This is a genomic window from Pseudoalteromonas sp. ABE4_541 (assembly GCF_056312285.1).
Genome location: NZ_JBSVEM010000026.1, coordinates 30,270 through 56,487, shown reverse-complemented (window position 1 = coordinate 56,487; position 26,218 = coordinate 30,270). Strand labels below are relative to the sequence as shown.

Sequence of the window (26,218 nt, the reverse complement as noted above, 5' to 3'; positions counted from 1 at the left end):
AGCGCTCCGTGTCAGTGGGGTCGCATTATAGGGCGGCGAATTAAAAGCGCAAGCGTTTTTTAGAAAATTTCTGAAGAAAAGTGATAAAAATAGATCTTTCGAGCAAATTTCAAGCTTTAAGCTCAATAATAATACGTTTAAGTGCCTAAATGTGCCCTTAACTCTATACTTAAATATGATTTTTATATCAATGCAGCATAAAAACCCGCTTTCAACGCGGTAAATCTCGAATCATTTATGCAATACAATCAAAATTGACTAGTTTCTAAATAAGAGATGAAAAAAGAATTGAAAATATATGAGGAAATAAATTCTATATTGAAGAATAGTTAATTTCGGTTAGAAAAGAAAAAAGCCGAGCTATGCTCGGCTTTTTATGTCTTCTATAAGACTTACTCTGCAGACTGCGCGTCTTCTTGAGCTTCTTCCGCTACTGGGCGGTCTAGAAGTTCAACGTAAGCCATTGGTGCATTATCACCAGCACGGAAGCCACACTTAAGAATACGAGTGTAACCACCTGGACGGCCTTCAAAACGAGGACCTAGTTCGCTGAATAATTTACCAACTACTTCTTTATCACGCGTGCGAGCAAACGCTAAACGACGGTTTGCTACGCTGTCAGTCTTAGCCAGTGTGATTAAAGGTTCAATTACACGGCGCAACTCTTTCGCTTTAGGCAAAGTTGTTTTGATGATTTCGTGCTTCACCAAAGAACCAGCCATGTTGCTGAACATCGCTTTGCGATGGCTGCTGTTACGGTTTAATTGACGACCACTCTTACGATGGCGCATGACCCTATCCTTCTAACTAAAATATAGTAACTTAGCTTATTCAGCTAAGCTTGCCGGTGGCCAGTTCTCTAGGCGCATGCCTAGTGAAAGACCACGTGAAGCTAGTACATCTTTGATTTCAGTTAGAGACTTCTTACCAAGGTTTGGTGTTTTCAGAAGCTCAACTTCAGTACGCTGTACTAAGTCACCGATATATTGAATTTGCTCGGCTTTCAAACAGTTTGCTGAACGTACTGTTAGCTCAAGATCATCAACTGGACGAAGCAGAATAGGATCGAATTCTGGCTTCTCTTCTTTCTCTTCTGGCTCAGAAACATCACGTAAATCTACGAACGCTTCTAATTGCTCAGCTAAGATAGTAGACGCACGACGGATCGCTTCTTCAGGATCTAAAGTGCCGTTTGTTTCCATATCAATGATTAGCTTGTCTAAATCTGTACGTTGCTCAACACGGGCTGATTCAACCGAGTACGCAATACGCTCAACTGGACTGAATGATGCATCAAGCAACAGACGACCAATTGGACGCTCATCGTCATCAGAGGATAAACGGCTAGACGCAGGCACATAACCACGACCACGCTCAACACGAATACGCATGCTGATTTCGCTATTGTCAGCTGTTAAGTGACAAATAACGTGATCTGGGTTGGCGATTGTTACATCTCCATCGTGCTGGATATCTGCCGCAGTCACAGGGCCTACACCAGACTTAGTCAGGGTCAGAAAAACTTCATCTTTACCTTCTAGAGATACCGCTAAACCTTTAAGATTCAACAAAATTTCAATGATGTCTTCTTGAACGCCTTCTTTCGCGCTGTACTCATGCAATACACCGTCGATTTCAACTTCAGTTACTGCGCAACCTGGCATAGATGACAACAGTATACGGCGTAAAGCGTTACCCAAAGTGTGGCCAAAACCACGCTCTAATGGCTCTAAAACTACTTTAGAACGAGTTGGGTTGATAGCGTCGATATCGACTAACCTTGGCTTTAGGAATTCGGTTACAGAACCCTGCATTTTATCCTCTCTTAACTCTTAACTTTACTTCGAGTAAAGTTCGACGATTAGTTGTTCGTTAATGTCCGCAGACAGATCAGAACGCTCTGGTAGGCGCTTGAAGCTACCTTCCATTTTCTTACCGTCAACTTCAATCCAAGTTGGCTTTTCACGTTGCTCAGCCAACTCTAGAGCAGCGATGATACGCGCTTGCTTTTTAGACTTCTCGCGAATTACTACTACATCTTCAGGAGTAACTACGAAAGAAGGGATATTCACAACACGACCATTAACCATAACCGCTTTGTGGCTAACTAGCTGACGTGCTTCAGCACGTGTGCTTGCAAAACCCATGCGATATACAACATTGTCTAAACGTTGCTCTAGAAGCTGTAGTAGGTTTTCACCTGTGTTACCTTTAAGGCGAGCAGCTTCTTTGTAATAGTTACGGAATTGCTTTTCTAATACACCGTAGATACGACGTACTTTTTGCTTTTCACGTAATTGTAAACCGTAATCAGATAGACGACCTTTACGAGCGCCGTGCTGACCAGGTGCTGTCTCAAGCTTACACTTTGAGTCGATAGCTCTCACGCCGCTCTTAAGGAACAGGTCAGTACCTTCACGACGACTCAGCTTGAGCTTAGGGCCCAAATATCTTGCCATGTTCTTTCTCCTAACCTATTGTTAAACGCGACGTTTCTTCGGTGGACGACAACCATTATGAGGGATTGGCGTCACGTCAGTGATGTTTGTGATACGGTAACCCGCAGCATTCAATGCACGTACAGCAGACTCACGGCCTGGACCTGGACCTTTAATGAATACTTCAAGGTTCTTAAGACCGTACTCTTGTGCAGCAGTACCTGCGCGCTCAGCAGCAACCTGTGCAGCGAACGGAGTAGACTTACGTGAACCACGGAAACCAGAACCACCTGCAGTCGCCCAAGAAAGAGCATTACCTTGACGGTCAGTAATGGTTACGATTGTGTTGTTGAATGAAGCATGAACGTGTGCCATACCATCAACAACTTGCTTTTTGACCTTTTTACGACGAATTGGTGCTTTAGCCATAACTTACCCCACCTTATTTCTTGATAGGCTTGCGTGGACCCTTACGAGTACGCGCGTTAGTCTTAGTACGTTGACCACGAAGTGGTAACGAACGACGATGACGTAAGCCACGGAAACAACCAAGGTCCATAAGACGCTTGATGTTTAAAGTCACTTCACGACGAAGATCACCTTCGACAGTGTACTTGCCAACTTCTTCACGAAGTACGTCAAGTGTTTCGTCTGAAAGCTCACCGATTTTAGTAGTTTCGGCGATACCAGTCGCTGCTAAGATCGCCTTAGCGCGAGTTTTACCTACACCATAGATGCTTGTTAAACCAATAACAGCATGCTTATGATCAGGGACGTTAATGCCAGCGATACGGGCCACTAACACATCTCCTATATTTAGATCCGACACCCATCTGTTTGAAAAGCCCGCAAGGATACTCAAACGAAGATCAGATCATATTCAAAAACACAGGCTAAGTAGTATTTACTTAGCCTGCATGACTTTTATTAGCCTTGCCTTTGCTTGTGCTTAGGCTCACTGCAGATCACACGTACTACACCAGCACGCTTGATTACTTTACAGTTACGGCAGATTTTCTTAACGGAAGCACGTACTTTCATTGCTCAACTCCGTGAAAATAACCTTAGCGGCCGTAGCCTTTAAGGTTTGCTTTTTTCAGCACAGAATCATACTGATGTGACATCATATGAGTCTGTACTTGTGCCATAAAGTCCATGATTACAACAACGATAATCAAGATTGATGTACCGCCGAAGTAGAACGGCGTTTGCCACGCCATGGTCATAAACTCGGGCACCAGACAGATAAAGGTTATATACAAAGCACCTGCCAATGTCAGGCGTGTCATCACTTTATCAATGTATTTGGATGTCTGCTCACCTGGACGAATGCCTGGAATAAAAGCGCCAGATTTTTTCAGGTTATCTGCTGTCTCACGCGGGTTAAATACCAACGCAGTGTAGAAGAAGCAGAAGAAGATAATAGCCGCAGCTAATACCATCGCATACAGAGGCTGACCAGGAGTCAACACTGCAGAGATAGCTTGTAGCACATCAGCGACCGGACCTTCACCTTGGCCGAACCAGCTTGCAATTGTACCAGGGAACAAAATTATACTGCTAGCAAAGATTGGTGGAATAACACCCGCCATGTTAACTTTTAGTGGTAAATGCGTGCTTTGAGCAGCAAATACTTGACGACCTTGCTGGCGCTTCGCGTAGTTTACAACGATACGACGTTGACCACGTTCAAAGAAAACAACAAGATAAGTAACTGCGAATACGATTACCGCAATCAATAACAGTACAAGAACATTCAGATCACCTTGGCGCGCCATTTCAGCTGTCGAACCAATTGCAGACGGCAGGTTAGCTACAATACCAACAAAAATCAGTACTGAGATACCGTTACCAATACCTCGTTCTGTAATTTGCTCGCCCAGCCACATTAGGAACATGGTACCAGTTACTAAGCTCACCACAGCGGTGAAGTAGAAACCAAAACCAGGGTTAACAACTAACCCGTCCATCATGCTTGGTAAGCCTGTGGCAATACCAATTGACTGGAATGTAGCAAGCACAAGCGTACCATAACGCGTGTACTGACTAATTTTCTTACGCCCTTGCTCACCTTCTTTCTTAAGCTCTATCATCGCAGGATGTATGTGCGTTAATAGCTGCATAATAATTGAAGCCGAGATATACGGCATAATACCGAGTGCCAGTACCGAAGCACGCTCAAGCGCACCACCGCTGAACATGTTGAACATTTCAACAATGGTGCCCTTTTGTTGCTCGAAGAAATCGGCAAGTACAGCGGCATCAATCCCAGGGATCGGCACGAATGAACCTAGACGGTAAATAATGATAGCACCCAATACAAATAGTAATCGGCGCTTCAGTTCCGCAAGCCCACTTTGTGCACTTTGCATATCTTGACCTGGTTTAGCCATAGTGTACTTCCTTATTCTTCTACCTTGCCTCCGGCAGCTTCGATAGCTTCGCGAGCACCTTTAGACACTTTCATGCCTTTTACAGTTACTGCGCGTGAAACTTCGCCAGATTTAACAACTTTAACGAACTGGATGTTCTTTTTAACTAGACCAGCTGCTTGTAATGCGTTCAAGTCTACCACATCGCCTTCAACTTTAGCGATTTCGTAAAGGTTAACTTCAGTAGATACTAGAGATTTACGTGAAGTGAAACCGAACTTAGGTAGACGACGTTGCATAGGCATTTGACCGCCTTCAAAACCAACGCGAACTTTACCGCCAGAACGTGATTTTTGGCCTTTATGACCACGGCCACCAGTCTTACCAAGACCAGAACCAATACCACGACCTAGACGTTTCTTTTCAGTTTTTGCACCAGCAGCAGGTGAAAGTGTATTCAAATGCATTCGAATTACCCCTCAACCTTAACCATGTAAGAAACTTGGTTGATCATACCACGTACACATGCTGTGTCTTCTAACTCAACAGTGTGGTTGATACGACGTAAACCAAGGCCACGTAAAGTTGCTTTATGCTTCGGTAAACGACCGATAGAGCTCTTTACTTGAGTAACTTTTACAGTTTTATTAGCCATGGTTAATTACCCCTGAATCTGTTCAACAGTTAAACCACGTTTTGCAGCAATACCTTCTGGAGAATTCATGTTCTCTAGAGCAGAAATTGTTGCACGAACGATGTTGATTGGGTTTGTTGAACCGTATGCTTTTGATAGTACGTTTTGTACGCCAGTTACTTCTAGTACTGCACGCATCGCACCACCGGCGATGATACCAGTACCTTCAGATGCTGGTTGCATGTATACTTTAGAACCCGCGTGACGACCCTTGATTGGGTGCTGTAACGTGTTACCGTTTAGTTCAACGTTGATCATGTTGCGACGTGCTTTTTCCATTGCTTTTTGAATAGCAGCTGGAACTTCACGTGCTTTACCATAACCAAAACCTACTTTACCTGCGCCGTCACCAACTACTGTTAGTGCAGTGAAGCTAAAGATACGACCACCTTTAACCACTTTAGACACACGGTTTACCGCGATTAGCTTTTCAGCCAATTCAGGCTGTTGTGCTTTTGCTTCTACGTTAGCCATTGTCTACTCCTAGAATTGCAGACCGGCTTCACGCGCTGCATCAGCAAGCGCCTTCACACGGCCGTGATATTTAAAGCCACTGCGATCAAAGGCTAGTTTTTCAACACCTTTGTCAGCTGCACGTTCTGCGATCGCTTTACCTACAGCTTGTGCTGCAGCGATGTTGCTTGTGCCTGATACTGATTCAGCAATTGCTTTTTCAACAGTAGAAGCAGCAGCCAGCACAGTACCTTCAGCGTTTACTAGCTGAGCGTAAATGTGACGTGGCGTGCGGTGGATAACAAGACGCGTTGTGCCTTGTTCAATAAAATTTCTACGGGTGCGTTTAGCACGACGTAGACGAGCTGTTTTCTTATCCATCGTCTTACCTTACTTCTTCTTAGCTTCTTTACGACGCACGTGCTCATCTGCATAACGTACACCTTTACCTTTATAAGGCTCTGGCTCACGGTATGAACGGATGTTAGCAGCAGTTTGACCAACTAATTGTTTGTCAGCGCCTTTAACTACAAGTTCAGTTTGGCTTGGAGCTTCGATAGTGATGCCCTCAGGGATATCAAAGTTCACTGGGTGAGAGAAGCCAAGAGTTAAGTCTAATACTTTACCCTTAACTGCCGCACGGTAACCAACACCAACTAGTTGAAGTTTTTTCTCATAACCTTCGTTAGTACCAACAATCATGTTGTTGATAAGTGCACGAGCAGTACCTGCTTGTGCCCACGCGTTCGCAACGTCACGAGGAGTCGTTGTGATCACGTTGTCAGCTAGAGTTACTTCAACAGCGTCGTTGATAGTACGAGACAACTCACCATTTTTGCCTTTAACTGTGATGTCCTGGCCTTTAATTGTAACTTCTACACCGGCAGGAACTGTAATTGGAGCCTTCGCTATACGAGACATTGTTCCCCTCCGATTAAGCTACAAAGCCAATGATTTCACCACCAACGCCTGCACTGCGTGCTGCGCGGTCTGTCATCAAGCCTTGAGAAGTTGATACGATAGCGATACCTAGACCACCCATTACCTTAGGTAATGCGTCACGTTTCTTATAGATACGTAGACCAGGGCGGCTAACACGCTGGATGTTTTCGATTACAGCTTTGCCTTCGAAGTACTTTAATTCGATAGTCAATTCTGCTTTTACGTCGCTAGATACTGCGAAGTCAGTGATATAACCTTCGTCTTTTAGTACTTTAGCAACTGCTACTTTCAGCTTTGAAGTTGGCATTGAAACTGATACCTTCTTCGCAGTCTGACCGTTACGGATACGTGTGAACAAATCCGCAATAGGATCTTGCAAGCTCATGTCTTACTCCCGTGACTCTATTACCAAGAAGCCTTTTTAAGGCCAGGAATTTCACCGCGCATAGCTGCTTCGCGAACTTTGATACGGCTCATGCCGAACTTGCGAAGGAAACCATGTGGGCGGCCCGTGATGTTACAACGGTTACGTTGACGTGCAGGGCTTGAATCACGCGGTAAGCTTTGAAGCTTTAATACCGCATCCCAACGATCATCTTCAGATGCGTTAACATCGCTGATGATAGCTTTTAGTGCTGCGCGCTTTTCAGCGTACTGAGCAACTAATTTAGTGCGCTTTGCTTCGCGCGCTTTCATAGAATTCTTTGCCATAACCCTACCCTTATTTCTTGAATGGGAAGTTAAATGCTTCTAACAACGCACGGCCTTCCTCATCAGTTTTCGCAGAAGTAGTGATTGTGATATCCATACCGCGAACGCGGTCTACTTTATCATAATCGATTTCTGGGAAGATGATTTGCTCACGTACGCCCATAGAGTAGTTACCGCGACCGTCGAAAGACTTAGCGCTAACACCGCGGAAGTCACGAATACGTGGCATCGCAATTGAGACTAAACGCTCAAGGAAATCCCACATACGCTCGCCGCGTAGGGTTACTTTACAGCCAATAGGGTAGCCTTCACGAATTTTGAAACCAGCAACTGATTTACGTGCTTTCGTGATTAGAGCTTTCTGACCAGAGATTGCTTCTAGGTCCGCAACAGCGTTTTCTAGAATTTTCTTGTCAGCTAGGGCTTCGCCCACACCCATATTTAATGTGATCTTTTCGATCTGAGGGACTTGCATGACAGAGCTGAAACCAAACTTCTCTTGAAGTTCAGCGACTACTTTGTCTTTATATACTTCATGCAGTTTCGCCATCGTCTACTCCAACTATTAAATAGTTTTACCGGTAGATTTGAAGATACGTAATTTCTTACCGTCTTCAATCTTGAAACCTACACGATCTGCTTTACCAGTTTCCTGGTTGAAGATCGCAACGTTTGATACGTCGATTGACGCTTCTTTCTCAACAATGCCGCCAGCTTGCTGTAACTGAGGTACAGGCTTCTGGTGCTTCTTGATTAAGTTAATGCCTTCGACAAATACTCGGCCAGATTCAGTTACAACTGAAAGCACTTTACCGCGCTTACCTTTGTCTTTACCGGCTAGTACGATTACTTCGTCATCACGACGGATTTTTGCTGCCATGATCGACTCCTTATAGTACTTCTGGTGCTAGTGAAACGATTTTCATGAACTTTTCAGTACGAAGTTCACGAGTCACAGGGCCGAAGATACGAGTACCAATTGGCTGTAAGTTATCGTTAAGGATAACTGCCGCATTGCTATCGAAACGGATCAATGAACCGTCTGGACGACGAACGCCTTTTTTAGTACGCACAACTACCGCGTTTTTAACATCACCTTTCTTCACTTTACCGCGAGGAATTGCTTCTTTAACAGAAACTTTAATGATGTCACCAACTGCCGCATAGCGACGGTGCGAACCACCAAGGACTTTAATACACTGCACTTTGCGAGCGCCGCTGTTATCAGCAACGTCCAGCTGAGTTTGCATTTGGATCATATTAATGAGCTCCGGTGTAGTTACAACTCGCTTTAATTTTGTTTGAAATCAAAGCATTTAGATTATTTTCCGCTCAAAAAACCAAGTATTTGTCTTTCAAGGGCGGGCAATTGTACCAGCAAAGTATGCGTATGGATAGTTCAATTTTTAATTAATTTAGCAAACACAGCCATTAGAGCGGGTACAGTTTTACTAGGTGGGGGCACGAGTTAGCTTTTTCAATGCAAAAGTCCCTTTTTGCATCAATAGATTAAAAAACAAACAAGTTATTTTAGTGGGTCTCGATGTTGTTTTAAATAATTTGCCACATTATCCACCGTATCGAGCCAATAACCGTTCGCAGGGTCCTTAAGGTAAATAATCAGCGACTCTAGCGCTTGGCTGTCGATGGTATACATCCCCTTTTCACCTACATCGTGGCCTGCCAAAATAATCCAGCTTTTGGTAAAACGCAGCGTATCCAATGTCGCTTTAATTTGCTCAAAGGTCATGCCGTCGATGCGAATGCCCGTCAGTTGGGCAAAGTCGGTATAGTTAGCATCGTTCGCTGTTTCATCTAACCAAGTGCGGCCCGTTGTGAACATATCCACGATGAGGGGCACATAGCTTTGTACTTCAGCGCCTCGCCCTACAAAGGTGTTGCCACACGGATAAGCAAACGAGCGCGGTGTGACACCCAAGTTGCTTTCAATAAACTGGTTGGTTTTTTCAATGTCGTCGCGCATCCAAGTTAAATCAACCTGCTCTAGCCCTTTATCCATTGCGCGCAGCCATTGGAAGTTGCCGGTACATAAATGACTGTGGGTATGATTGCCAATTTCATGACCATTGTCCGCAACAGCTTGCCATTGTGCCATGCGTGTTTGTACACGCTCTGGCATCACATAAAAAGTGCCTTTTACATTATGTTTGTCTAAAATAGCCACGCCCACATCAACTTGGCTTTCTCGTGCATCGTCAAAGGTAATGCTAATGGCATTGCGCGCACCGCTTGGATACTGCCACTGCGTCTTATCCGTCGATGTTTTATCTATAGATGTTTTGCCGTTAGTTTTACCACTGGGTTCTGCTTCAACATTGCTACAGCCTGCACAACTTATGGCAAACAAGGTCGCAATCACACTTGAGAGCACTTTTTTCATTCGCTTCCTCCTTGTTCAACTGACTAAATTAGGAACACTCAGTTAACCACGGGGCTATAAGCGCTTCAATTGAATAAAATTAAATAACAGGTTTTGTGTAATTAGAGGTTCTCATTGCCCGCTCGTCGCTATAAACTCATAAGTTGTTATTAAATATTGGAACTTGCTCAGTAGTGATAGACTTAAGCCGCCATTATCAAAACGTGATGCCCATTGGACAAGGGGGCATGAGCACCGTTTTTTTAGCAACCGACGCCAAGTTGGGTCGTAAGGTCGCGCTTAAGGTTTTAAACAATGGCAAAACGCACTCACAAACCTTAATGGAAGAGGCGCGGCTACTGGCAAAGTTGAATCACCCCAATATTGTGCAAATTTATAATGTGCAGGAAATCGAAAACAGCTTAGTGCTTGAGATGGAATACGTACAGGGCACCACACTTGCAAACTATGTGAAAGAAGCTCATTTAGAATTAGAACAGAAATTGTCTATTCTTATTGACCTTGCCCAAGGGTTAAGTGCCGCCCATAAACAACATATTTTGCACCTCGACTTAAAAGCCGCCAATGTGCTTATTAATGAGCAAGGCCAAGCCAAAATTGCCGACTTTGGTATTTCACAGCTCAAAGGTGAGCAAGAAGTGGCCAACATGTCGAGCTTTGGCAGCCTTACATCCATGTCGCCAGAACAATTACGCGAAGAGCCGCTAGACCAACGCAGCGACTTGTTCTCGTTCGGCCTACTGGCTTATCAACTACTTTCTGGCAGCCACCCGTATCAAGGGCAAGCAAGCAACCAGAGCGAGCAAGCCATTGCCGAGCAAATCAAACATGTACCACTTAAAGCCAGTGCCAGTGAGATTATTGACCTGCACCCTGCGTTAGTTACTCTGCTCGACCGTTTACTGCAATTTAATAAAGACTTACGCCCAAGCAGTGCCGATGAAGTGGCCATGCAACTCAAGCAAATCATGATGAGCGTCAGCTACGACAACAGTGACGAAACGGTTGAACTGAGCGAAGTGAACATTAGCAAGCCAAACAGCGCCCACAATAAACTCGTTGTACTGTTTTCTCTCGCGTTTTTAGTGATTGGCTTAATTGGCGCAGGTGTGTGGTACTGGCAAGTCAATAAACCGAAAACTTATATAGCGGCGTTGCCAATTAAATATGATGAGAACTCATCGCTCACCGATACTCAGCAACGTATTGTAAAGCTCGGCCTAGATGACTCCATTAGTAATTTTGTTTTGCAAGATAGCGGCACCTTACAAGTGTCTAATTCCGAGGTGGAAACCGCAATTAAACTGATGGGTGAAGAAACCTCATTGGCAAGTTTAGGTAAAGCGCTGGGAGCAAATATTCTGTTGGAGCCAAAACTGTCGTGTCGCGGGTCGATTTGTGAAGTGATATTGAATGCAATAGATGGTAGTAATGCCACTATGGTTAAGTCGACACGTTATAGTGTTGATGCAGATATTTTTAGCGAAACCTATCGAAACACTCTAAATCATGTCAACAGACTATTTTCTAAACAGCCTCAACAAGCAGAAGTTAGTAATGCATTTTATGATGAGTATGTAGAACTCGTAAATGCATACAATACTGGAAGTAGAGAGCTGAAAACTATCTTAGACCAAGCCCAGATACTTTTAAGGCAATCTCCTAGGTTTACACCTCTATACAGCTTTTACCGAAGAGTAGTGATAGAAACTCATCGTGCGCACTCTGATAAAAATGTTTTGTGGGACTTCTTAAGTGATTTAGAGAACGCCCCTAAAAACTACAAAGAGAGCCCGAATTATACTCTCGACCATATCTTGGTATACCAGTCTTTAAATAATTGGAAAGAAGCCGACAATTTGATTTTATCGCTTGAAAACAGCTCTTTTATAGACGCATACGAGTTTTTTAGTATAAAAGCCAGCTATCATAGAGAAAGAGCTCAGTACAAGGAAGCTCTTCTGAATATGGTTGAAGCTCATAGACTACGACCAACTCTTTATACTACTAGGAATCTTGCAGTCACTCACCTCTTAAATGGCGACTACCCCTCGGCATTAAAGTTTTTAGATTTAGTTATAAGTTCAGCTCCCAATGATTATTGGGCTCTGCAGGCCTACGCAGATATATCTCTTTTAAACGATTCCCCAGTTAAAGCTATTAAGGCTTATAGACAGTTACTTAAAAAAACACCCAATGATTCGAAAACCTTAACAAACCTTTCTATCGCTCTAGCTTTAATCGGAGACTATGCACAATCTTCAAAAAACGCTTACAAAGCATATACTCTGAACTCTAACAATGTAAGCTACATCCTCAACTATGCCGACAGCTTGATTTATAAAGGTGAAGAAACACAAGCAAAGCATTTTTATCAAGAAATTATCGTTCTAACCAACGACTCTGATAACTCGGACATATTACTGGTAAGGGCGCAAGCATTGCTTCATTCAGGACAACAGGTTGCTGCCTTAAGATTAATAAATGAACTCGAATTAGAACACCCGAGTAATTACGACCTAAAGTTTGTAAAAGCTATGGTATTGACTATTTTGGGCGAATCTCAATCAGCTCTTCTGGCAATAGAGTCAAGTATAAATGAAGGTTGGAGTAAGAGCTTCTTCGCACTACCTTGGTTTAAAAAACTTTGTAGTCATAAACCAACACTGATCCAATTAATAGGCTTGGATAATGTAAATATCCTTTGTAAGCCTGCTCCAGCCTTCACCTAGAAAAGAGCTATACTATTTTGGCTGAATGCCACCAATCACCACTTTAGGATCTTGAGAAAAATAACGCTTAACTGCCTCAAGAGGGTTATTGCTATCGATCGCTCGCTCAGCCACTAAACGAAAATCAATAGTCGCTTCGCCTAGAGGCTCAAGTACACAACTCATTGCTTGCGGCTCTTGGATCAGTTTAGCAATATCTGTTGTTGTTAACGTGTGGTCTAGGTTCACCGCTTCAATCGACACCGTGACCGCCACACCATCTGCAGACACCTGACTCGACAAATTATAATTTAAGTTGTTTTGTGCTTCGGTAAATAGCGTCCCATTTTCAGTAAACTTCCACTCATTTTGCGACTCTGGTGCAAGGGTATAAATCAAAACCGCTTTGTCACCATTTTTAAGCTGTATTCTTAACGAGCCATCATTTGAATTGGTATTTTGTGTAATTTGCCAATCTTCACCTGTCGCGTCAGGTGTCACTGTGTAGTGATAGGTGTCAGTTTGATTCATGTAAGTTTCCTTCGTTCATTTTTTAAGGACAGTGATTATCTAACCATATTCGATGTTCCAATACGATTACACCGAATTACAGCCACTTTAATGCATTTAACACAACAAAAACAATACGGTTTAGGTTGAATAAAGGGAGGAAATTGAAGAAGGGCAATATTTCCCCTTCTTCAATAAAATACCTTCAACACTTACCCACCAAACAGCCCTTTCAGTTTATCTTTTAATTTATCCTTAATTTTGTCTTTGGCTTTATCTTTCGCCGCGCCGCTGATATCAATATTTACATCCACTTTATGGAAGGGGCCTTTAATGCGCAGAGGCACTTTAAAGCCGGTGCTGCTGTCAGTACTGGCTTGCCCTTCGATGGTGTCGACAATGCCCGTGACCAAGCGGTAGTTCACATTGGCTTGCGGTAAGTCCACATCGCCTTCGCCTGTGATACGAATAAGCGGGCTGGCAAGGTATAAGTCGGTATTGCGACCGATACCATTGGTGAATACAAGGCTGCCTGTCAGTGATGAAAAGTCGGTTTTTTGCTCGGGGTTATAATCGGCGTTGAGGCCCTCTTTGAGTGAGGAGAAATCGCCTTTGAACATTTCTTTGGCTTTGCGGGTCATTTCGGCAATGTTTGCGCCTTTTACGCCGCCGTCTTTTAGGTTAAACGCCAGTTTGCCACCAAGGGCGGATATAAAACTCTTTTGGCTTTGCCCTTGCGTGGTTAAATTCCAGTTGATACTGCCCTTGCCCAGTACCTTGTCAAAGCCCACCGCATCGGTGAGTAGCGGCTCGGCGTTAATGCTGTCTAAGGCAAACTGGGTGTTGATGTTATACGGTGTGCGGCTGGCATCCACCTTAACGGTGCCTTTGCCAGTACCTTCGTAAGCATTAAATTCATCCAAACCGATTGTTGCAACGCCTTTGTTTAACTTCAAAGACAGTTGGTTTTTACCCAGTTTGATTTCTCGCGCCTTTAAACCGGTCGAGCGCACCACAATGTTGGCATCTAGTGAATTTAACGCCGATAGGTCAATGGCTGTGTCATCCCATACAATGGGTTGCTCTTCTTGTTGTACTTCTTTTTGCTCTTTGGGAGCTTCAACTTGTTTTACTGGCTCTGGCAGGTAAGGGTTTAAGTCCAACATGCCTAAATCCACATTGGCTTGCACATTTAGGCGTTTGCCCAGTTGTATGGTGCTGTGCCCTTCAATGGCCAACTCATCCAGCTTTGCAGTGAGTTTTTCAAGGGTAAAGGTTTGCCCTTGCATACGCATGCTGCCCTCGACTGAAAACTGATTAAACGCATTGTCTTTGGCTTTTAAGTCAATGTTTTGCCAAGCGGTAATGGCTTTAACGGAATCCCCCTTTAAGCTCAGCTCACCTTGGATATCTTGGCCCATTTGCGCCACGGTGCCAGTAAAGGTCATATCGAGTAATTTAGAATTGAGCGTTTGCATCACTTTAAATGCGTCGCCATTCACCAGTTTGGCGGGGGTTGCCAAGGTGGTGTTCAGTTCAAACACTTGTTGCTGATAGGTAATTGAGCCTGCGATTGCCAACGTGTCATACAGCGAGGGGAGTTGCACGCTCACTTCAACATCACTCAGTGCTTGCTTAGCGCCCGTTTGCCCGTCAATGTAGGTAAATTGACCGCCGTAAATGGCTACCTCACCGAGTTTTACGTCAAAGTTTTCAGGCAGCTTTGCCGGTGCTGAAGGCTCAGTGGGGTTGCTTGGCGCGGTTTTGCTGGTTGGTAATATTTGCCAGTTGGCCACGCCGTTTTTATCAGTCTCGAGCAAGATATTGGGTTCACGAATTACAAACTTTTCTAATTTTGCTTCGCCACCAAGGATGGATAACCACGGAATATACACCTCCAAAGCCTGCATGCTTATCATCTCTTTGCGACTACCCGTGGGCATATTTGAAAAATGCACATCGTTGAGTTCTATTTTTAAACTAGGTAAAACCGACAACTCACTGGCACCCAGTACTTTGAGTTGACGACCCGTATTACTCTCAACCTGCTCAGACAGCTCAGCAATCACGCGCTCTGTGGGAATAAGAAAAGGCACGGCAAGCACTAAGGCCAACACCACTAAAATAAATCCACTCAAAACCTTCACGACGGTTTTCATATCAATTCCTTAATGACTGATAATAAAAGCTAATGCTACATATAGTAGCGTTGCTGCGCGTTAAATTCATGTCTATTGATAAGAAAACTTTAAGCAACACGCTATGGCGCAAGTAGCCAGTGTGTTGTCATATTTTCACACAAAATAACGGCTGTTCAGATTGTAACTTTTCAATACTTAGGTATGATCGCCGGCCCTTGTCAGTTTTATCTGACATTGGCTAAACTTTTGTTATGAATTTTAAGTAAGTGTGTGGAGACTCAAACCGGCATGAAGAAGTTGCTCATTTCCCCGTCGAAAATGGCTTTAGGCGAACAAGAAAGCCAAATTTATCAAAACATTTTGAAACAAGCGACAGAGATCAGTTTAAACCTGATGGCGGTGAAAGTAGAGAACCACCCAGAAGACTTTTTATTGTGGTGTTATGAGTTATTAGATGTGGCCAAAAACCGCATTAACTTTGATTTACTGGACGACCACCAACTACCTACGGTTAAGAAGCTACAAGATTTACTCAGCAATGCCATTAGCTTTTTACAACTTAAAACCCTGCGTATTACGCCTTGGCCTGTATTAGCCGGTTTTGTTGAACAGCACAAAGAAGTATTAGCCCTTGAAGAGCAACTCAAGCTCATCAGCTATCTTGCTGACAAGCGCGCAACACCACTGAAAGAGATGATAGTTGAAGATCGCTTGGCATTTAGTGGTAAGCATGCCGCATCACTTGATCCAAGCGTGTACAACTTTGACGTTGAGTGGTTTAGCTCTACAAAAAATGCCAAAGGCTTTCACCAACTCTTGGCCGACCTACCGGGTGCATTTGATGATGCCTTAGCGCACATTCCAGCCGAAGGTGACGTGAGCGAGCAAGATTATCAACAATTTATGGTTGCTTACTTTATGGCCTTTAACGGCAGCGATGAAAAGCCAACGCTCGCGCCTGCAACTCGTTTATTGGCAATGCGCCGCCCCGATGTGTTTACACCGCTTAGTAACAGTAAGCTAGATGCCTTATGCTCCGCACTGGGTGTGACCAAGCTGAGCAATCGTGATTTTGAGCGTTACTGGCAAGATGTGGTGATGAGCATAAAAAGCATGCCTTGGTTTGCCATGCCCACCCCAGCGAATGAGTTTGAGCAGCAATTAGTTGAAATTAAAGCGCTCTTACCTTGTTGGTTTTACTATGCCGACAAAGATACCGCTGAAAACTCAAACTACTTAAAGTTATTGAACAAGCCTAAACGCACCACCAGCAGTGGCGGTACTAAAACGGTACGTCGCGGTAAAGAGTCGGCTGAAATTCTAGTTGATAGAGCGCTCAGCGATGAGTCTATTCCTGAGCACATTCGTGCTAAGCGCGATTCTATTGTGGCGGAAGTGGAAAAAGGCCGCAGTGTGGATGAAACCATTTCACTTATGCGCACTATTTTCGGCTAAGCCTACATTTTGTCTCCTTTTGCACATGTGTCGTGATAGGTACATGTGCAAATTTCATTCAAGACGCACCAGTTCAGTGCATAACTTTTCCTCACACACGCTACCAGCCCATCGATAACATTAAAAAAATTCATATATATCATTGCATTGAATAATGAATTCCTTTTTAGCTCACTGTTGGCTCAGCCGTTGCTATATTCATAGTCGACTCAGTGCTCATAGGAAATACAATGAAAAAAACACTTTCTTTACTCACTTTCGTTTGTCTTAGTTTTTCATCTCTTCATGCTTATGCAGAGGTCACTGGCAATGTCGCTGTAAGTTCCAATTACCATTGGCGAGGACTCACACAAACCGACGATAGCGCAGCGGTGTCGGGCGGCTTAGACTACAGCAGCGAAAGCGGTTTTTACGCAGGTACTTGGGTATCCAATGTCGATTTTGGTGATGATGCGAGCCACGAATTAGATTTTTATACTGGCTTTAAGGGTGCCACTGACCATTTTGATTATGATGTTGGTTATATTTATTACGCCTACCCTGGTACCAGCGCCGACAGCGATTTTGGTGAACTGTACGCAGAGCTGAGTTGGCAGTGGCTAAGCGTTAAAGCCAGCCACTTACTTCACGCTCAGGATGATTCCAGCACTGAGGAAGACATGCTGTATTTGGAGCTCAATGCCAGCTTTACCATCCTCAATGACACAGAGCTCGCTTTACACATTGGGCGCTCTAGTGGCGACACCATACATGAATGGACCTCACAAGATGATGCTTATATGGATTACAGTATTAGCTTAAGCAAGTCTGGTTTCACGTTCGCTTTGTTAACTACAGATTTAGATAGTGACGATGACTTACAGGTCTATGTCAGTTACGGGCTAGACTTTACCTTATAACCAAAAAGATCTTTGATACTTGCTGCAAATCAAGGGCCGAAAGGCCCTTTTATCATTTGAGTTATGGCACACTGTGTCCAGTTGAACCTTGCCAGATGCGATACCACTGCTCACGCGAAAGGTTGATATGTTGCGATTCAACAGCGGCTTTCACACGTTCAATATTGCCCGTTCCCAACACCACGGAGGGCTGGCTTGGCATACGATTGAGCCAAGCATAGGCAATCTGATCAATAGAACTTGCTGACGCTTCGTTTGCAACCTCTTCCAGCACGGCGCGTAAGCGTTTGGCCTTGGCATCTTTTTTATCAAACAGCTTGCCACCCGCCAGTGGCGACCAAATCATTGGGTGAATACGACGTTGCTGGCATTGATCTAAGGAGCCATCGTCCAACGCCTTCATTTCATACACTGAACACTCTATTTGATTGGTTATCAACGGGAAGGTCAAGCGCGATTGCAACATCTCAAATTGAGATGGGGTAAAGTTAGAAACCCCAAAGTGCAATACATCGCCCAGCTGCTTCAAACTATTAAATGCTTCAGCCATTTCATCCACATCCATCAAGTAATCCGGACGGTGAATGAGTAAAACATCGAGCCTGTCGGTATGAAAATGTTTCAGGCTTTGCTGCACCGACTCTATGATATGCGTTTTACTAGAGTCGTAGTGATTGGCTTTGCCAGCCAAACCTTTTTTAGCCAAGGCTGGGCGAATACCACATTTAGTAATAAGCTTAATTTGATTACGCACACTGGGGGCAAGTTTGAGCGCACGGCCAAAAGCCGCTTCACACTCATATTCGCCGTAAATGTCAGCGTGATCTGTATGCCTCAGGCCTAGGTCGATGCACTGCTGCAAGTAACTTAAACATTGTTGATCAGTCAATTGCCAATCTAATAAACGCCAAAACCCAACCACTAATGGGTCTATTACTCGGTGGCTTGATGTTTGACTCATACCGTTACCTTGATACTACTTGCAACCTGTTTTGCTTTGTCTACAGCTTGCTCAACAGAGTTATCTCTTGCCAGCGCCACGCCCATACGACGTGTACCTACTACCGCTGGTTTACCAAACAGGCGTACATCCGTATCGGGCTGACTGAGCGCTTGTGCCAAATTGGCGTATTGAACTTGCTTAGACTCACCACTTACAAGCAATACGCTGGATGCCGATGGGCCATGAAAGTGAATATTCGCTATTGGCAAACCTAAGATGGCACGTACATGCAACGCAAACTCACTGAGGTCTTGCGAGATCAGCGTCACCATGCCCGTGTCATGAGGTCGTGGTGATACTTCACTAAAGTATACATCATCCCCTTTAATAAACAGCTCTACACCAAATAAGCCGCGACCGCCCAGTGCTTCGGTGACTTTGCTTGCCATGTCTTTGGAGCGAGATAATGCCAATTCACTCATCGCTTGCGGCTGCCAACTTTGCTGGTAGTCACCATTTTTTTGCACGTGACCAATTGGCTCACAGAAGCTGGTGCCATTGACGTGACGGATGGTCAGCAAGGTGATCTCATAATCAAAATCAACAAACCCTTCCACAATCACTCGACCTTGCCCTGCACGACCACCTTCTTGTGCGTATTGCCAAGCCGCTCCGATATCTTGCTCGGTTTTGACTACGCTTTGGCCTTTCCCCGATGAACTCATAATGGGTTTGACCACACACGGCATACCAATTTCGGCGATGGCGTTTTTAAAATCGGCCAAGTTATCTACAAATTGATATGCAGATGTTGCTAAGCCAAGTTCTTCCGCAGCTAGGCGACGAATGCCTTCACGGTTCATGGTGAGTTGCGTAGCTTTGGCACTGGGGACCACCGTATAGCCCTGCGCTTCCAACTCAACCAGTTTATCGGTGGCGATGGCTTCAATCTCTGGCACGATGTAATCGGGCTGCTCTTGCTCGATGATACTGGCTAAACGCGCACCATCAAGCATCGACAATACATAGCTTCGATCCGCCACTTGCATGGCTGGCGCATGGTCATAACGGTCTAACACCACCACTTCGCAGCCAAGGCGTTTAAATTCAATCACAACTTCTTTGCCAAGCTCGCCGCCGCCACAGAGTAAAACTTTACACGCCGTTGATGAGAACGGTGTGCCGAGTGTTTTTATTTTCATACAGGTTCCTTGGAGATACATCACTACGCAATTGTAACGGTTGCATCAACAGGGGCATAGTCTTGATATTGCAATGTGAGTTGGTCGTTATGGTTTAATACCCCCACGCCTTCTGGGGTGCCAGTCAGTACCACATCGCCGGGTAATAAGGTAAATGTTTGTGCGATTTCTTTAAGCAGCGTTTCAATGTTAAATAACATCATGGCTGTTTTACCGTGCTGTGCTAATGTGCCATTGAGCCAAAAGCGATATTCAGCGTGGTTCAACTCATCAGTATCAGTCACTGGATAGAATGCACTGATTGGACAGCTGCCATCGTAAGCTTTGGCCCGCTCCCAAGGGTAGCCTTTGCTTTTCAGTTCACTTTGTAGTGAACGAATGGTCGTATCTAATGCAAGCCCCACACCTTGGATATGTTCAAGTGGCGCTTGCGTATCAGCGTCAATTTGCTTACCAATGAGTAACGCTAACTCCGCTTCGTAATGATGTTCACCAAAGCGCTTGGCAAGATGAACACCGTTAGATAATGGCTGAAAACAGGTATTAGGTTTAATAAAAAGGATGGGGCTATCTGGAATGGGGTTGTTTAACTCTTTTGCATGGGCGGCGTAATTACGACCCACACAGACTATCTTGCCCGTTGGTAATTCAATTGTTTGACCATCGTGCCATTGATGCTGATGCATATAACTCTTCCCTATGTTTTATTGTTTTCTTAGTATTGCTGTGTAAATTATCTGCGCCAAGCGATACTTATGCAACATATTGAATTTTAAAGAACTGTGTCTAATCTTTCTGAAAATCATCACGACTGTCTGAGTTACTTTACAATTTAGACGTCTATAATGCCAAAGCAATGTTGCAAAGGGGAAGAAACACTGAAACACTCAGTGCTGGAATAAAAATAATAAGGGGATGAGAGATGCAAGATCATGCACAACAACCATTAACAGATTTTATTGAATACCCACAGGATGAAATGCTCGCGCGCGCCGAGTCTTTCCTAGAAAACTCAAAACGCCGGCATACAATTCGCAGCTTTAGTGACCGCCCTGTTCCAAAAGACATTATTGAAGCTTGCATAAAGACGGCAGCAACAGCCCCCAGTGGTGCAAACCATCAGCCTTGGCACTTTGTGGCGATTCACAGTGCCGATGTTAAAAAGCAAATTCGCCAAGCGGCAGAAGACTTAGAACGCTCGTTTTATGAAGGCCGTGCTGGTGATGAGTGGTTAGATGCGCTAAAACCACTCGGTACAGATGCCGATAAGCCGTACCTTGAGCACGCACCTTGGTTAATCGCAATTTTTAGCCAGAAAAAAGGCGGTATTCACAGCGAAGATAAGAACACCAACTACTACGTACATGAGTCCGTGGGGATTGCCACTGGTTTCTTAATTCAAGCACTGCACAATGCAGGGCTGGCCACACTCACGCATACACCTAAACCAATGAGCTTTTTAACCGAAATTTGTGGCCGTGATAGAGATAACGAGCGCCCGTATATGTTGCTGATTGCCGGTTACCCAAGCGAAGATGCAACGGTGCCAGATCATGCGCTTGTGAAAAAGCCGTTTGAAGAAGTCACGACCTTTCTATAAATCGCTGACGAGTATTGGCGGTTAACGAACCGCCAATTTTTCCCCTACTGCGAGGCCAGTTAAAACCTCGACCTTATTTTCATGAGTTTGTCCCAAGCGAATATATCGCCTTTGGATATGTCCTTGTTCTACCACTTCCACCATAGTCAATTGCCCATAACGCTTGACGAGCCTTGAAGGCACCAGCACTTGTTGCTTACTTTTTGAGGGTATAAACACTTGTGCATACATGCCTGGCTTGACGTTTTCAGCCAGCTCCACATCCAGCTTCACCATAAAGCGCCGAGCATTGCTATCAGCAACGGGTACTATTTCACTGATTTTTGCATACTGAGTAGCGCCACTTGCAGGTATATGGATTTTTAAATCATCGCCTAAGTGCAGCTTGCTCGCTAGCTGCTCTCGCACTGCCGCACTTATTTGTAACTGAGCGGGGTTATACAATGAAACTATCGACATACCCGGCGTTAGCATCACCCCCGGTTCTTGTAAGCGCTCAACCACAGTGCCATTAATAGGCGCGATAATTTTTGTATCACGCAAGGCCACTTCTGCCGCTGCCAACCGTTGTGCTAACGCCACTTTTTGGGCTTGAAGCTCATTCACTTTTGTTTGCCATTCATCAACCACATTAACCGCAACCAAGCCTTGTTGTTGCAACTTTTCACTACGTGCAAGTTGTTTTTGGGCTTGTTGTAATTGCGCGTCGATGGCATCTTGCTGCGCACGCACTTGAGAAGCCTGAGCTTTTAAATCCGCATCATCAATGGTTGCTAATAACTGCCCTGCTGTAACGCTTTGTCCTGCACGAACATGCAAGGTTTTTAGTTGCGCAAGTAAACGGCTCGCAACCAGCGTATTTTCTCTGGCCGATACATTGGCGTTCACCACTTCATGGTGCATCACTGGATGTTTTTCCACTATATGCGTTTGCCCTTGATAAGGCGCGGGCGCAGTCTTGTGACCTGCTTCAACCACGCGGTTAAACATGCCTGCCATGTAGGCTACTACTAACAGCAATAGCGCCACGGCAAACACAGGGATTAGCCACTGTTTAGTTTTCTTGATTGTCGATAACATAATTGCTGCTCTTTGTTTTGTTAAACACTAAAAAATACACTAATGGCACGACCACTAGTGAGAAAATAGTTGAGGCGATAATGCCGAATATAATCGCTAACGCTAAACCGCTGAACACGGGGTCGAGTATGATCACGAGGTTGCCCAGTAAAGTGGTACCAGCAGTGAGCAATACGGGTCGCATGCGCACTTCTCCTGCTTGAATGAGAGAGGCCTTTAACGCCATGCCCTGCGAGCGTGCTTGGTTAATAAATTCAACGAGAATGAGTGAGTTACGAACCACTATGCCAGCAAGTGCTATCATGCCTATCATCGCCGTTGCGGTGAATAGTACTGGCTCTGGCGCGCCCGCTATTTCACGCTCACCAAACTGATTAAGCAACCAAAACCCCGGCATAATGCCAATCATGGTCAGTGGAATAGCCGACATAATAATCAGTGAGACTGAGCTGGACGCGGTTTGCCAACGCAAGATGAAGAAAATAGCCAACAATGCAAAAGCAAAGGCAATGCCCATATCGCGAAACACATCCACGGTAATACGCCACTCCCCTTCACCGCTGAAGCTGTAAGAGGTCCCTTCTGGTAATTGCCACGTGATGCCTGCACCGCTGTTTAAAAAAGTGCGTGCTTGCCAGTCGGTTGGTGTGTTATCAGATGTCTGTTCATCCGCCACAATATCAGCGATGACTTCACCGGGCGTTCGCCCATTGAGCTCTGCGGTGACATAAATCACGTTTTGCAAGTCTTTGCGTACGATAGGTTGCGGTGCTTGTACAGCTTGCCAACGCCCCAACTCCGATAATGCCACCAGCGGGCGTGTTGCACTATCAAGTCCATATTCGCTGCCCACTTTACTTAAATCGCGCTGCCCTCTTAACTGAAGCGCATCCAAGTTAGGTTGCTGGTTTCGCTCACTGTACGGTAAACGTAAATTGATTGGGATGGGTTGTGCTTCGTGCTCGATATAGGCTAACCCCGTATCTAACCCGCCACTGGCAATACGTAGTGACTGATTAATGTCATCTGTTGAAATACCCGAAAGTGCGGCTTTTCCTTTATCCGTTACAAAACGCTTGATAAGGGTCGTTTCTGCCATCGAGCTATCCACTTCCACCACGTATGCTTCGGCTTGCAACCTTTCCATCAAAGCGCTGGCCGCTTGCTGATGGGTATGTGCTGGCACAAACGAGTCTGCATATACTTGCGCAACCAAGGTGCTCAAAACAGGTGGGCCAGGCGGTACTTCCACCACTTTTACTTGAATGCCTTGCTGATTAAATGGCTTAAGTGCCTCCCGTAATCTCAATACCACGGCATGAGATTGATGTGCACGCGATGCTTTATCAACGAGCAACACCCGTAAATCAGCTAAATGGGACGCTTGGCGGCGATAGTAACCGCGCACCATACCGTTAAAATCCATACTTGATGGCTCACCGACATAAGCCGCAATTGCCGTCACTTCATTTTGTTGCCACACCACATGCTGTATTTGTTTGGCGATCTTCGCCGTTTGCTCCAAAGTACTCCCCTCAGGCAGGTCAATCAGTACTTGTACTTCACTTTTATTGTCAAAAGGCAACAACTTAAGTGGCACTGCACGAAACAACGGTAAACTGACACTGATCATAAACAGCACCAACATACTCCATAGCACCAGTTTGGCTTTCCAAGGCTGTGCCAATAACGGCGTTAATACGCGGCTATACAAGGATGTTTTGTGCTCAAGCTCAGGCTCTTCAATGGGATGATTATGGAGTAGTTTTTTTGCCAGCCAAGGCGTGACTAAAAAGGCCACCAAGGTTGAAGCAATCACACTCACCGGCACATTGAACGCCATAGGCGCCATGTAAGGTCCCATCATGCCGGTAATATAAGCCAAAGGTAGAAATGCCACACTGATGGTTAAGGTCGACATCAGCAAGGCAACTTTGATCTCAGACATTGCGGCAACCACCTGTTTGTTGGTGTACTGTTTATCCGTTACCTTGCGCTTTGCCAAAAAGCGACTGATATTTTCCACCCCAGTGATAGGGTCATCAACTAACAATCCCAGTGATAAAATCAAGGCAAATAGCGTCACCCGATTGATGGTATAGCCAAACGCAAAATCAAGTCCAAGCGTAATACCGTAGCAAATAGGCACTGCCAAACCCACTACAATGGCAGGTCGCCAACCTAAAAACACGCCAATAAAAATCACCACAGTCAACACTGCAAAAGCTAAGCTCGCGGTTAAATCATTTACCTTTTCGTTTGCTGTATCGCCGTAATTACGTAACACCTTAACGTCAATGTCATGAGGCAATAAACGTTGTTTCAACTCTTCCATCAACTGCAAGCTTTGTTCGGCAACCAGTACCGCATTACTGCCTCTTTGTTTCGCAATCGACAGTGTCACTAAGGGTAAGTGCTGCTGTTGCTCATCCAACGCCAACCACTGATAAGTATTGGGCTCACTGGGTCCATCCACCACCCTTGCCACATCTTTAAGTAATATTTCTTGGCCATTGAGCACATTAACCGTTAATTGTGATACCTGCGCGACGTCTCGCAGCACATCCCCAGCTTCTAAAGCGATAAGCTGCTCGCCCTCAACACGACTGCCGACGCGTTGCAGCTTATTACTGACATCAAGCGCCATCAGCACATCCAACGGTGTTGTTTGATGTGCCGCAAGCGCCGTTGCGTCTAGGTAAACCTGAATTTGTCGCTTGCGAGCGGAGATCACTTTAACTTCGCTGGTATTCGGTAACTTTTGTAATTGAGTGGAGAGCTCTTGTGCGAAACGGGTCAACTCAAAGTCACTATATCGCTCTGAGTTTTTGCTGTACAAGCCCAGCATCAAAATTGGTACATCATCTACCTCAACAGGTTGCACCTGCCAACCTTGCACCACTGCCGCCATGGTGTGTTGATTTGCATACAGCTTGGTGTAGGTGTTTAAGATGGCTTGCTCACGATTCTCTCCCACATGAAAGCGCAATGTTACTACCGTACCACCGGTATCTGTGGTGGAGTAAATATGCTCGACGCCGGGCAACTGTGATAGTAACTTTTCCAGTGGTTCGGTCACTAAACGCGCTACTTCTGGGCCACTTAAGTTGGGTGTATTCACACGAATGTCCAGCATAGGAACTACAATCTGTGGTTCTTCTTCGCGCGGTGTAAACTGCAAAGCAAACAACCCCATCAGCAAAGACAAAAACAACAAGACCACAGGTAGTCGACCAGCAAGACTTGCCGCAAGCACTTTGTCGATAATTTTCATAATGTGCGTTCCTTATGCAGCACAAAAGAGTTGGTAGAGCTGTTGTAAAATGGCTTTGACCTTTTCATCGACAACGCGGTAATAGATAGTCGGCCCATCACGGCGAGTATCTACGATGTTTGCTTTTCTTAAGCTGGCCAAATGCTGTGATAACGCAGATTGCGCCAAAGGCACGCTTTCATTCAACGCACTCACGCTCATCTCTTGCTCTAACAAGCTGCATAAAATCATTAATCGATTTTTATTTGCCATGAGTTTTAGCAAAGCCTCTGCTTGTTGCGCGTTATGCGCCATTGCTTCAAAGTCCATGATCACCACTTACCATAATAAAGTTGGGCAAAGTATAGACAAACACATTAGCAATGTCTAATATTAGAGAAATCTAATATTAT

General features: G+C 44.8%; 30 protein-coding genes. 4 read left to right on the top strand and 26 right to left on the bottom strand.

The genetic code is table 11. The features are described from left to right. Window positions 1-392 precede the first annotated feature (392 nt). From rplQ to ACW689_RS19390, 18 genes are all read right to left on the bottom strand, one after another. Window positions 393-791, bottom strand: coding sequence for a 50S ribosomal protein L17 (gene rplQ, locus ACW689_RS19475; protein ID WP_476293843.1), 399 nt, complete (start codon window positions 789-791; stop codon window positions 393-395). A gap of 36 nt (window positions 792-827) precedes the next feature. Beyond that, window positions 828-1,814, bottom strand: coding sequence for a DNA-directed RNA polymerase subunit alpha (locus ACW689_RS19470; RefSeq protein ID WP_152084659.1), 987 nt, complete (start codon window positions 1,812-1,814; stop codon window positions 828-830). Window positions 1,815-1,838: 24 nt separating this feature from the next. Continuing rightward, window positions 1,839-2,459, bottom strand: coding sequence for a 30S ribosomal protein S4 (rpsD, locus tag ACW689_RS19465; RefSeq protein WP_152084658.1), 621 nt, complete (start codon window positions 2,457-2,459; stop codon window positions 1,839-1,841). 21 nt (window positions 2,460-2,480) lie between these two features. Continuing rightward, complete coding sequence (rpsK, locus tag ACW689_RS19460) at window positions 2,481-2,867, bottom strand: 30S ribosomal protein S11 (RefSeq protein WP_010363724.1); 387 nt, start codon at window positions 2,865-2,867, stop codon at window positions 2,481-2,483. A 13-nt stretch (window positions 2,868-2,880) separates the two neighbouring features. Beyond that, complete coding sequence (gene rpsM, locus ACW689_RS19455; protein ID WP_105189430.1) at window positions 2,881-3,237, bottom strand: 30S ribosomal protein S13; 357 nt, start codon at window positions 3,235-3,237, stop codon at window positions 2,881-2,883. A gap of 128 nt (window positions 3,238-3,365) precedes the next feature. Beyond that, a complete protein-coding gene (gene rpmJ, locus ACW689_RS19450) occupies window positions 3,366-3,479 on the bottom strand; it encodes a 50S ribosomal protein L36 (protein ID WP_002959476.1) in 114 nt (37 codons plus the stop codon). A 23-nt stretch (window positions 3,480-3,502) separates the two neighbouring features. Beyond that, complete coding sequence (gene secY / locus ACW689_RS19445) at window positions 3,503-4,831, bottom strand: preprotein translocase subunit SecY (RefSeq protein WP_476293841.1); 1,329 nt, start codon at window positions 4,829-4,831, stop codon at window positions 3,503-3,505. 11 nt (window positions 4,832-4,842) lie between these two features. After that, window positions 4,843-5,277 carry a 50S ribosomal protein L15 gene (gene rplO / locus ACW689_RS19440; protein ID WP_476293839.1) on the bottom strand — a complete coding sequence of 145 codons (435 nt, stop codon included), beginning with the start codon at window positions 5,275-5,277 and terminating at the stop codon, window positions 4,843-4,845. 5 nt (window positions 5,278-5,282) lie between these two features. Next, window positions 5,283-5,465: a 50S ribosomal protein L30 gene (rpmD, locus tag ACW689_RS19435; RefSeq protein ID WP_016710201.1), complete on the bottom strand. Its 183-nt coding sequence runs from the start codon at window positions 5,463-5,465 to the stop codon at window positions 5,283-5,285. A gap of 6 nt (window positions 5,466-5,471) precedes the next feature. Further along, the gene (gene rpsE, locus ACW689_RS19430) at window positions 5,472-5,978 is read right to left on the bottom strand and encodes a 30S ribosomal protein S5 (RefSeq protein WP_476293838.1); all 507 of its coding nucleotides are present in this window, start codon (window positions 5,976-5,978) and stop codon (window positions 5,472-5,474) included. 9 nt (window positions 5,979-5,987) lie between these two features. Continuing rightward, window positions 5,988-6,338 (bottom strand): 50S ribosomal protein L18, encoded by a 351-nt coding sequence (rplR, locus tag ACW689_RS19425; protein ID WP_476293836.1) that lies wholly within the window; start codon window positions 6,336-6,338, stop codon window positions 5,988-5,990. A gap of 9 nt (window positions 6,339-6,347) precedes the next feature. Then, window positions 6,348-6,878 (bottom strand): 50S ribosomal protein L6, encoded by a 531-nt coding sequence (rplF, locus tag ACW689_RS19420; protein WP_476293834.1) that lies wholly within the window; start codon window positions 6,876-6,878, stop codon window positions 6,348-6,350. A gap of 13 nt (window positions 6,879-6,891) precedes the next feature. Then, window positions 6,892-7,284, bottom strand: a complete 393-nt coding sequence (gene rpsH, locus ACW689_RS19415) for a 30S ribosomal protein S8 (RefSeq protein WP_476293832.1) — start codon at window positions 7,282-7,284, stop codon at window positions 6,892-6,894. A gap of 20 nt (window positions 7,285-7,304) precedes the next feature. Then, the gene (gene rpsN, locus ACW689_RS19410; RefSeq protein WP_058031299.1) at window positions 7,305-7,610 is read right to left on the bottom strand and encodes a 30S ribosomal protein S14; all 306 of its coding nucleotides are present in this window, start codon (window positions 7,608-7,610) and stop codon (window positions 7,305-7,307) included. Between the two features lie 10 nt (window positions 7,611-7,620). After that, a complete protein-coding gene (rplE, locus tag ACW689_RS19405; RefSeq protein WP_070986510.1) occupies window positions 7,621-8,160 on the bottom strand; it encodes a 50S ribosomal protein L5 in 540 nt (179 codons plus the stop codon). Window positions 8,161-8,175: 15 nt separating this feature from the next. Then, a complete protein-coding gene (rplX, locus tag ACW689_RS19400; RefSeq protein ID WP_476293831.1) occupies window positions 8,176-8,490 on the bottom strand; it encodes a 50S ribosomal protein L24 in 315 nt (104 codons plus the stop codon). A 10-nt stretch (window positions 8,491-8,500) separates the two neighbouring features. Further along, window positions 8,501-8,869, bottom strand: a complete 369-nt coding sequence (rplN, locus tag ACW689_RS19395; RefSeq protein ID WP_010378257.1) for a 50S ribosomal protein L14 — start codon at window positions 8,867-8,869, stop codon at window positions 8,501-8,503. Window positions 8,870-9,135: 266 nt separating this feature from the next. Then, window positions 9,136-10,011 carry a polysaccharide deacetylase family protein gene (locus ACW689_RS19390; RefSeq protein WP_476293829.1) on the bottom strand — a complete coding sequence of 292 codons (876 nt, stop codon included), beginning with the start codon at window positions 10,009-10,011 and terminating at the stop codon, window positions 9,136-9,138. A 206-nt stretch (window positions 10,012-10,217) separates the two neighbouring features. On the opposite strand from ACW689_RS19390, the gene ACW689_RS19385 reads away from it, so the two are divergent. Beyond that, window positions 10,218-12,743 (top strand): protein kinase domain-containing protein, encoded by a 2,526-nt coding sequence (locus ACW689_RS19385; RefSeq protein ID WP_476293849.1) that lies wholly within the window; start codon window positions 10,218-10,220, stop codon window positions 12,741-12,743. A 12-nt stretch (window positions 12,744-12,755) separates the two neighbouring features. On the opposite strand, the gene ACW689_RS19380 is transcribed toward ACW689_RS19385, so the two are convergent. Next, window positions 12,756-13,253: a hypothetical protein gene (locus ACW689_RS19380; RefSeq protein WP_476293827.1), complete on the bottom strand. Its 498-nt coding sequence runs from the start codon at window positions 13,251-13,253 to the stop codon at window positions 12,756-12,758. 191 nt (window positions 13,254-13,444) lie between these two features. Further along, on the bottom strand, window positions 13,445-15,391 hold the full coding sequence (locus tag ACW689_RS19375; protein ID WP_476293825.1) for an AsmA family protein: 1,947 nt from the start codon (window positions 15,389-15,391) through the stop codon (window positions 13,445-13,447). A 270-nt stretch (window positions 15,392-15,661) separates the two neighbouring features. Between ACW689_RS19375 and ACW689_RS19370 the strand changes: the two genes are divergently transcribed. After that, complete coding sequence (locus ACW689_RS19370) at window positions 15,662-16,828, top strand: hypothetical protein (RefSeq protein WP_476293824.1); 1,167 nt, start codon at window positions 15,662-15,664, stop codon at window positions 16,826-16,828. A 230-nt stretch (window positions 16,829-17,058) separates the two neighbouring features. Continuing rightward, window positions 17,059-17,727 carry a TorF family putative porin gene (locus tag ACW689_RS19365; protein ID WP_476293823.1) on the top strand — a complete coding sequence of 223 codons (669 nt, stop codon included), beginning with the start codon at window positions 17,059-17,061 and terminating at the stop codon, window positions 17,725-17,727. A gap of 61 nt (window positions 17,728-17,788) precedes the next feature. On the opposite strand, the gene ACW689_RS19360 is transcribed toward ACW689_RS19365, so the two are convergent. The 3 genes from ACW689_RS19360 to ACW689_RS19350 are packed head-to-tail and all read right to left on the bottom strand — an operon-like array spanning window position 17,789 to window position 20,558. Then, the gene (locus ACW689_RS19360) at window positions 17,789-18,688 is read right to left on the bottom strand and encodes an aldo/keto reductase (RefSeq protein ID WP_476293822.1); all 900 of its coding nucleotides are present in this window, start codon (window positions 18,686-18,688) and stop codon (window positions 17,789-17,791) included. Beyond that, window positions 18,685-19,872: a formate-dependent phosphoribosylglycinamide formyltransferase gene (gene purT / locus ACW689_RS19355; protein ID WP_476293820.1), complete on the bottom strand. Its 1,188-nt coding sequence runs from the start codon at window positions 19,870-19,872 to the stop codon at window positions 18,685-18,687. Before purT ends, ACW689_RS19360 begins: the two co-directional genes overlap by 4 nt. Before the next feature lie 23 nt (window positions 19,873-19,895). After that, complete coding sequence (locus ACW689_RS19350; protein WP_476293818.1) at window positions 19,896-20,558, bottom strand: fumarylacetoacetate hydrolase family protein; 663 nt, start codon at window positions 20,556-20,558, stop codon at window positions 19,896-19,898. Between the two features lie 236 nt (window positions 20,559-20,794). Between ACW689_RS19350 and ACW689_RS19345 the strand changes: the two genes are divergently transcribed. Next, complete coding sequence (locus ACW689_RS19345) at window positions 20,795-21,472, top strand: nitroreductase family protein (RefSeq protein WP_476293817.1); 678 nt, start codon at window positions 20,795-20,797, stop codon at window positions 21,470-21,472. A gap of 21 nt (window positions 21,473-21,493) precedes the next feature. Here ACW689_RS19345 and ACW689_RS19340 read toward each other — a convergent pair whose 3' ends face one another. The 3 genes from ACW689_RS19340 to ACW689_RS19330 are packed head-to-tail and all read right to left on the bottom strand — an operon-like array spanning window position 21,494 to window position 26,135. Continuing rightward, window positions 21,494-22,552: an efflux RND transporter periplasmic adaptor subunit gene (locus ACW689_RS19340; protein ID WP_476293816.1), complete on the bottom strand. Its 1,059-nt coding sequence runs from the start codon at window positions 22,550-22,552 to the stop codon at window positions 21,494-21,496. Then, the gene (locus ACW689_RS19335) at window positions 22,527-25,826 is read right to left on the bottom strand and encodes an efflux RND transporter permease subunit (RefSeq protein WP_476293815.1); all 3,300 of its coding nucleotides are present in this window, start codon (window positions 25,824-25,826) and stop codon (window positions 22,527-22,529) included. The genes ACW689_RS19340 and ACW689_RS19335 overlap by 26 nt, the downstream gene beginning before the upstream one ends. Before the next feature lie 12 nt (window positions 25,827-25,838). Further along, a complete protein-coding gene (locus ACW689_RS19330) occupies window positions 25,839-26,135 on the bottom strand; it encodes an ArsR/SmtB family transcription factor (RefSeq protein ID WP_476293814.1) in 297 nt (98 codons plus the stop codon). Window positions 26,136-26,218: the final 83 nt, after the last annotated feature.

Bases quoted from the DNA above. Each gene is read 5' to 3' on its own strand.
- rplQ (WP_476293843.1), bottom strand. From the start codon at position 791: ATGCGCCATCGTAAGAGTGGTCGTCAATTAAACCGTAACAGCAGCCAT.
- ACW689_RS19470 (WP_152084659.1), bottom strand. From the start codon at position 1,814: ATGCAGGGTTCTGTAACCGAATTCCTAAAGCCAAGGTTAGTCGATATC.
- rpsD (WP_152084658.1), bottom strand. From the start codon at position 2,459: ATGGCAAGATATTTGGGCCCTAAGCTCAAGCTGAGTCGTCGTGAAGGT.
- rpsK (WP_010363724.1), bottom strand. From the start codon at position 2,867: ATGGCTAAAGCACCAATTCGTCGTAAAAAGGTCAAAAAGCAAGTTGTT.
- rpmJ (WP_002959476.1), bottom strand. From the start codon at position 3,479: ATGAAAGTACGTGCTTCCGTTAAGAAAATCTGCCGTAACTGTAAAGTA.
- secY (WP_476293841.1), bottom strand. From the start codon at position 4,831: ATGGCTAAACCAGGTCAAGATATGCAAAGTGCACAAAGTGGGCTTGCG.
- rplO (WP_476293839.1), bottom strand. From the start codon at position 5,277: ATGCATTTGAATACACTTTCACCTGCTGCTGGTGCAAAAACTGAAAAG.
- rpmD (WP_016710201.1), bottom strand. From the start codon at position 5,465: ATGGCTAATAAAACTGTAAAAGTTACTCAAGTAAAGAGCTCTATCGGT.
- rpsE (WP_476293838.1), bottom strand. From the start codon at position 5,978: ATGGCTAACGTAGAAGCAAAAGCACAACAGCCTGAATTGGCTGAAAAG.
- rplR (WP_476293836.1), bottom strand. From the start codon at position 6,338: ATGGATAAGAAAACAGCTCGTCTACGTCGTGCTAAACGCACCCGTAGA.
- rplF (WP_476293834.1), bottom strand. From the start codon at position 6,878: ATGTCTCGTATAGCGAAGGCTCCAATTACAGTTCCTGCCGGTGTAGAA.
- rpsH (WP_476293832.1), bottom strand. From the start codon at position 7,284: ATGAGCTTGCAAGATCCTATTGCGGATTTGTTCACACGTATCCGTAAC.
- rpsN (WP_058031299.1), bottom strand. From the start codon at position 7,610: ATGGCAAAGAATTCTATGAAAGCGCGCGAAGCAAAGCGCACTAAATTA.
- rplE (WP_070986510.1), bottom strand. From the start codon at position 8,160: ATGGCGAAACTGCATGAAGTATATAAAGACAAAGTAGTCGCTGAACTT.
- rplX (WP_476293831.1), bottom strand. From the start codon at position 8,490: ATGGCAGCAAAAATCCGTCGTGATGACGAAGTAATCGTACTAGCCGGT.
- rplN (WP_010378257.1), bottom strand. From the start codon at position 8,869: ATGATCCAAATGCAAACTCAGCTGGACGTTGCTGATAACAGCGGCGCT.
- ACW689_RS19390 (WP_476293829.1), bottom strand. From the start codon at position 10,011: ATGAAAAAAGTGCTCTCAAGTGTGATTGCGACCTTGTTTGCCATAAGT.
- ACW689_RS19385 (WP_476293849.1), top strand. From the start codon at position 10,218: ATGCCCATTGGACAAGGGGGCATGAGCACCGTTTTTTTAGCAACCGAC.
- ACW689_RS19380 (WP_476293827.1), bottom strand. From the start codon at position 13,253: ATGAATCAAACTGACACCTATCACTACACAGTGACACCTGACGCGACA.
- ACW689_RS19375 (WP_476293825.1), bottom strand. From the start codon at position 15,391: ATGAAAACCGTCGTGAAGGTTTTGAGTGGATTTATTTTAGTGGTGTTG.
- ACW689_RS19370 (WP_476293824.1), top strand. From the start codon at position 15,662: ATGAAGAAGTTGCTCATTTCCCCGTCGAAAATGGCTTTAGGCGAACAA.
- ACW689_RS19365 (WP_476293823.1), top strand. From the start codon at position 17,059: ATGAAAAAAACACTTTCTTTACTCACTTTCGTTTGTCTTAGTTTTTCA.
- ACW689_RS19360 (WP_476293822.1), bottom strand. From the start codon at position 18,688: ATGAGTCAAACATCAAGCCACCGAGTAATAGACCCATTAGTGGTTGGG.
- purT (WP_476293820.1), bottom strand. From the start codon at position 19,872: ATGAAAATAAAAACACTCGGCACACCGTTCTCATCAACGGCGTGTAAA.
- ACW689_RS19350 (WP_476293818.1), bottom strand. From the start codon at position 20,558: ATGCATCAGCATCAATGGCACGATGGTCAAACAATTGAATTACCAACG.
- ACW689_RS19345 (WP_476293817.1), top strand. From the start codon at position 20,795: ATGCAAGATCATGCACAACAACCATTAACAGATTTTATTGAATACCCA.
- ACW689_RS19340 (WP_476293816.1), bottom strand. From the start codon at position 22,552: ATGTTATCGACAATCAAGAAAACTAAACAGTGGCTAATCCCTGTGTTT.
- ACW689_RS19335 (WP_476293815.1), bottom strand. From the start codon at position 25,826: ATGAAAATTATCGACAAAGTGCTTGCGGCAAGTCTTGCTGGTCGACTA.
- ACW689_RS19330 (WP_476293814.1), bottom strand. From the start codon at position 26,135: ATGGACTTTGAAGCAATGGCGCATAACGCGCAACAAGCAGAGGCTTTG.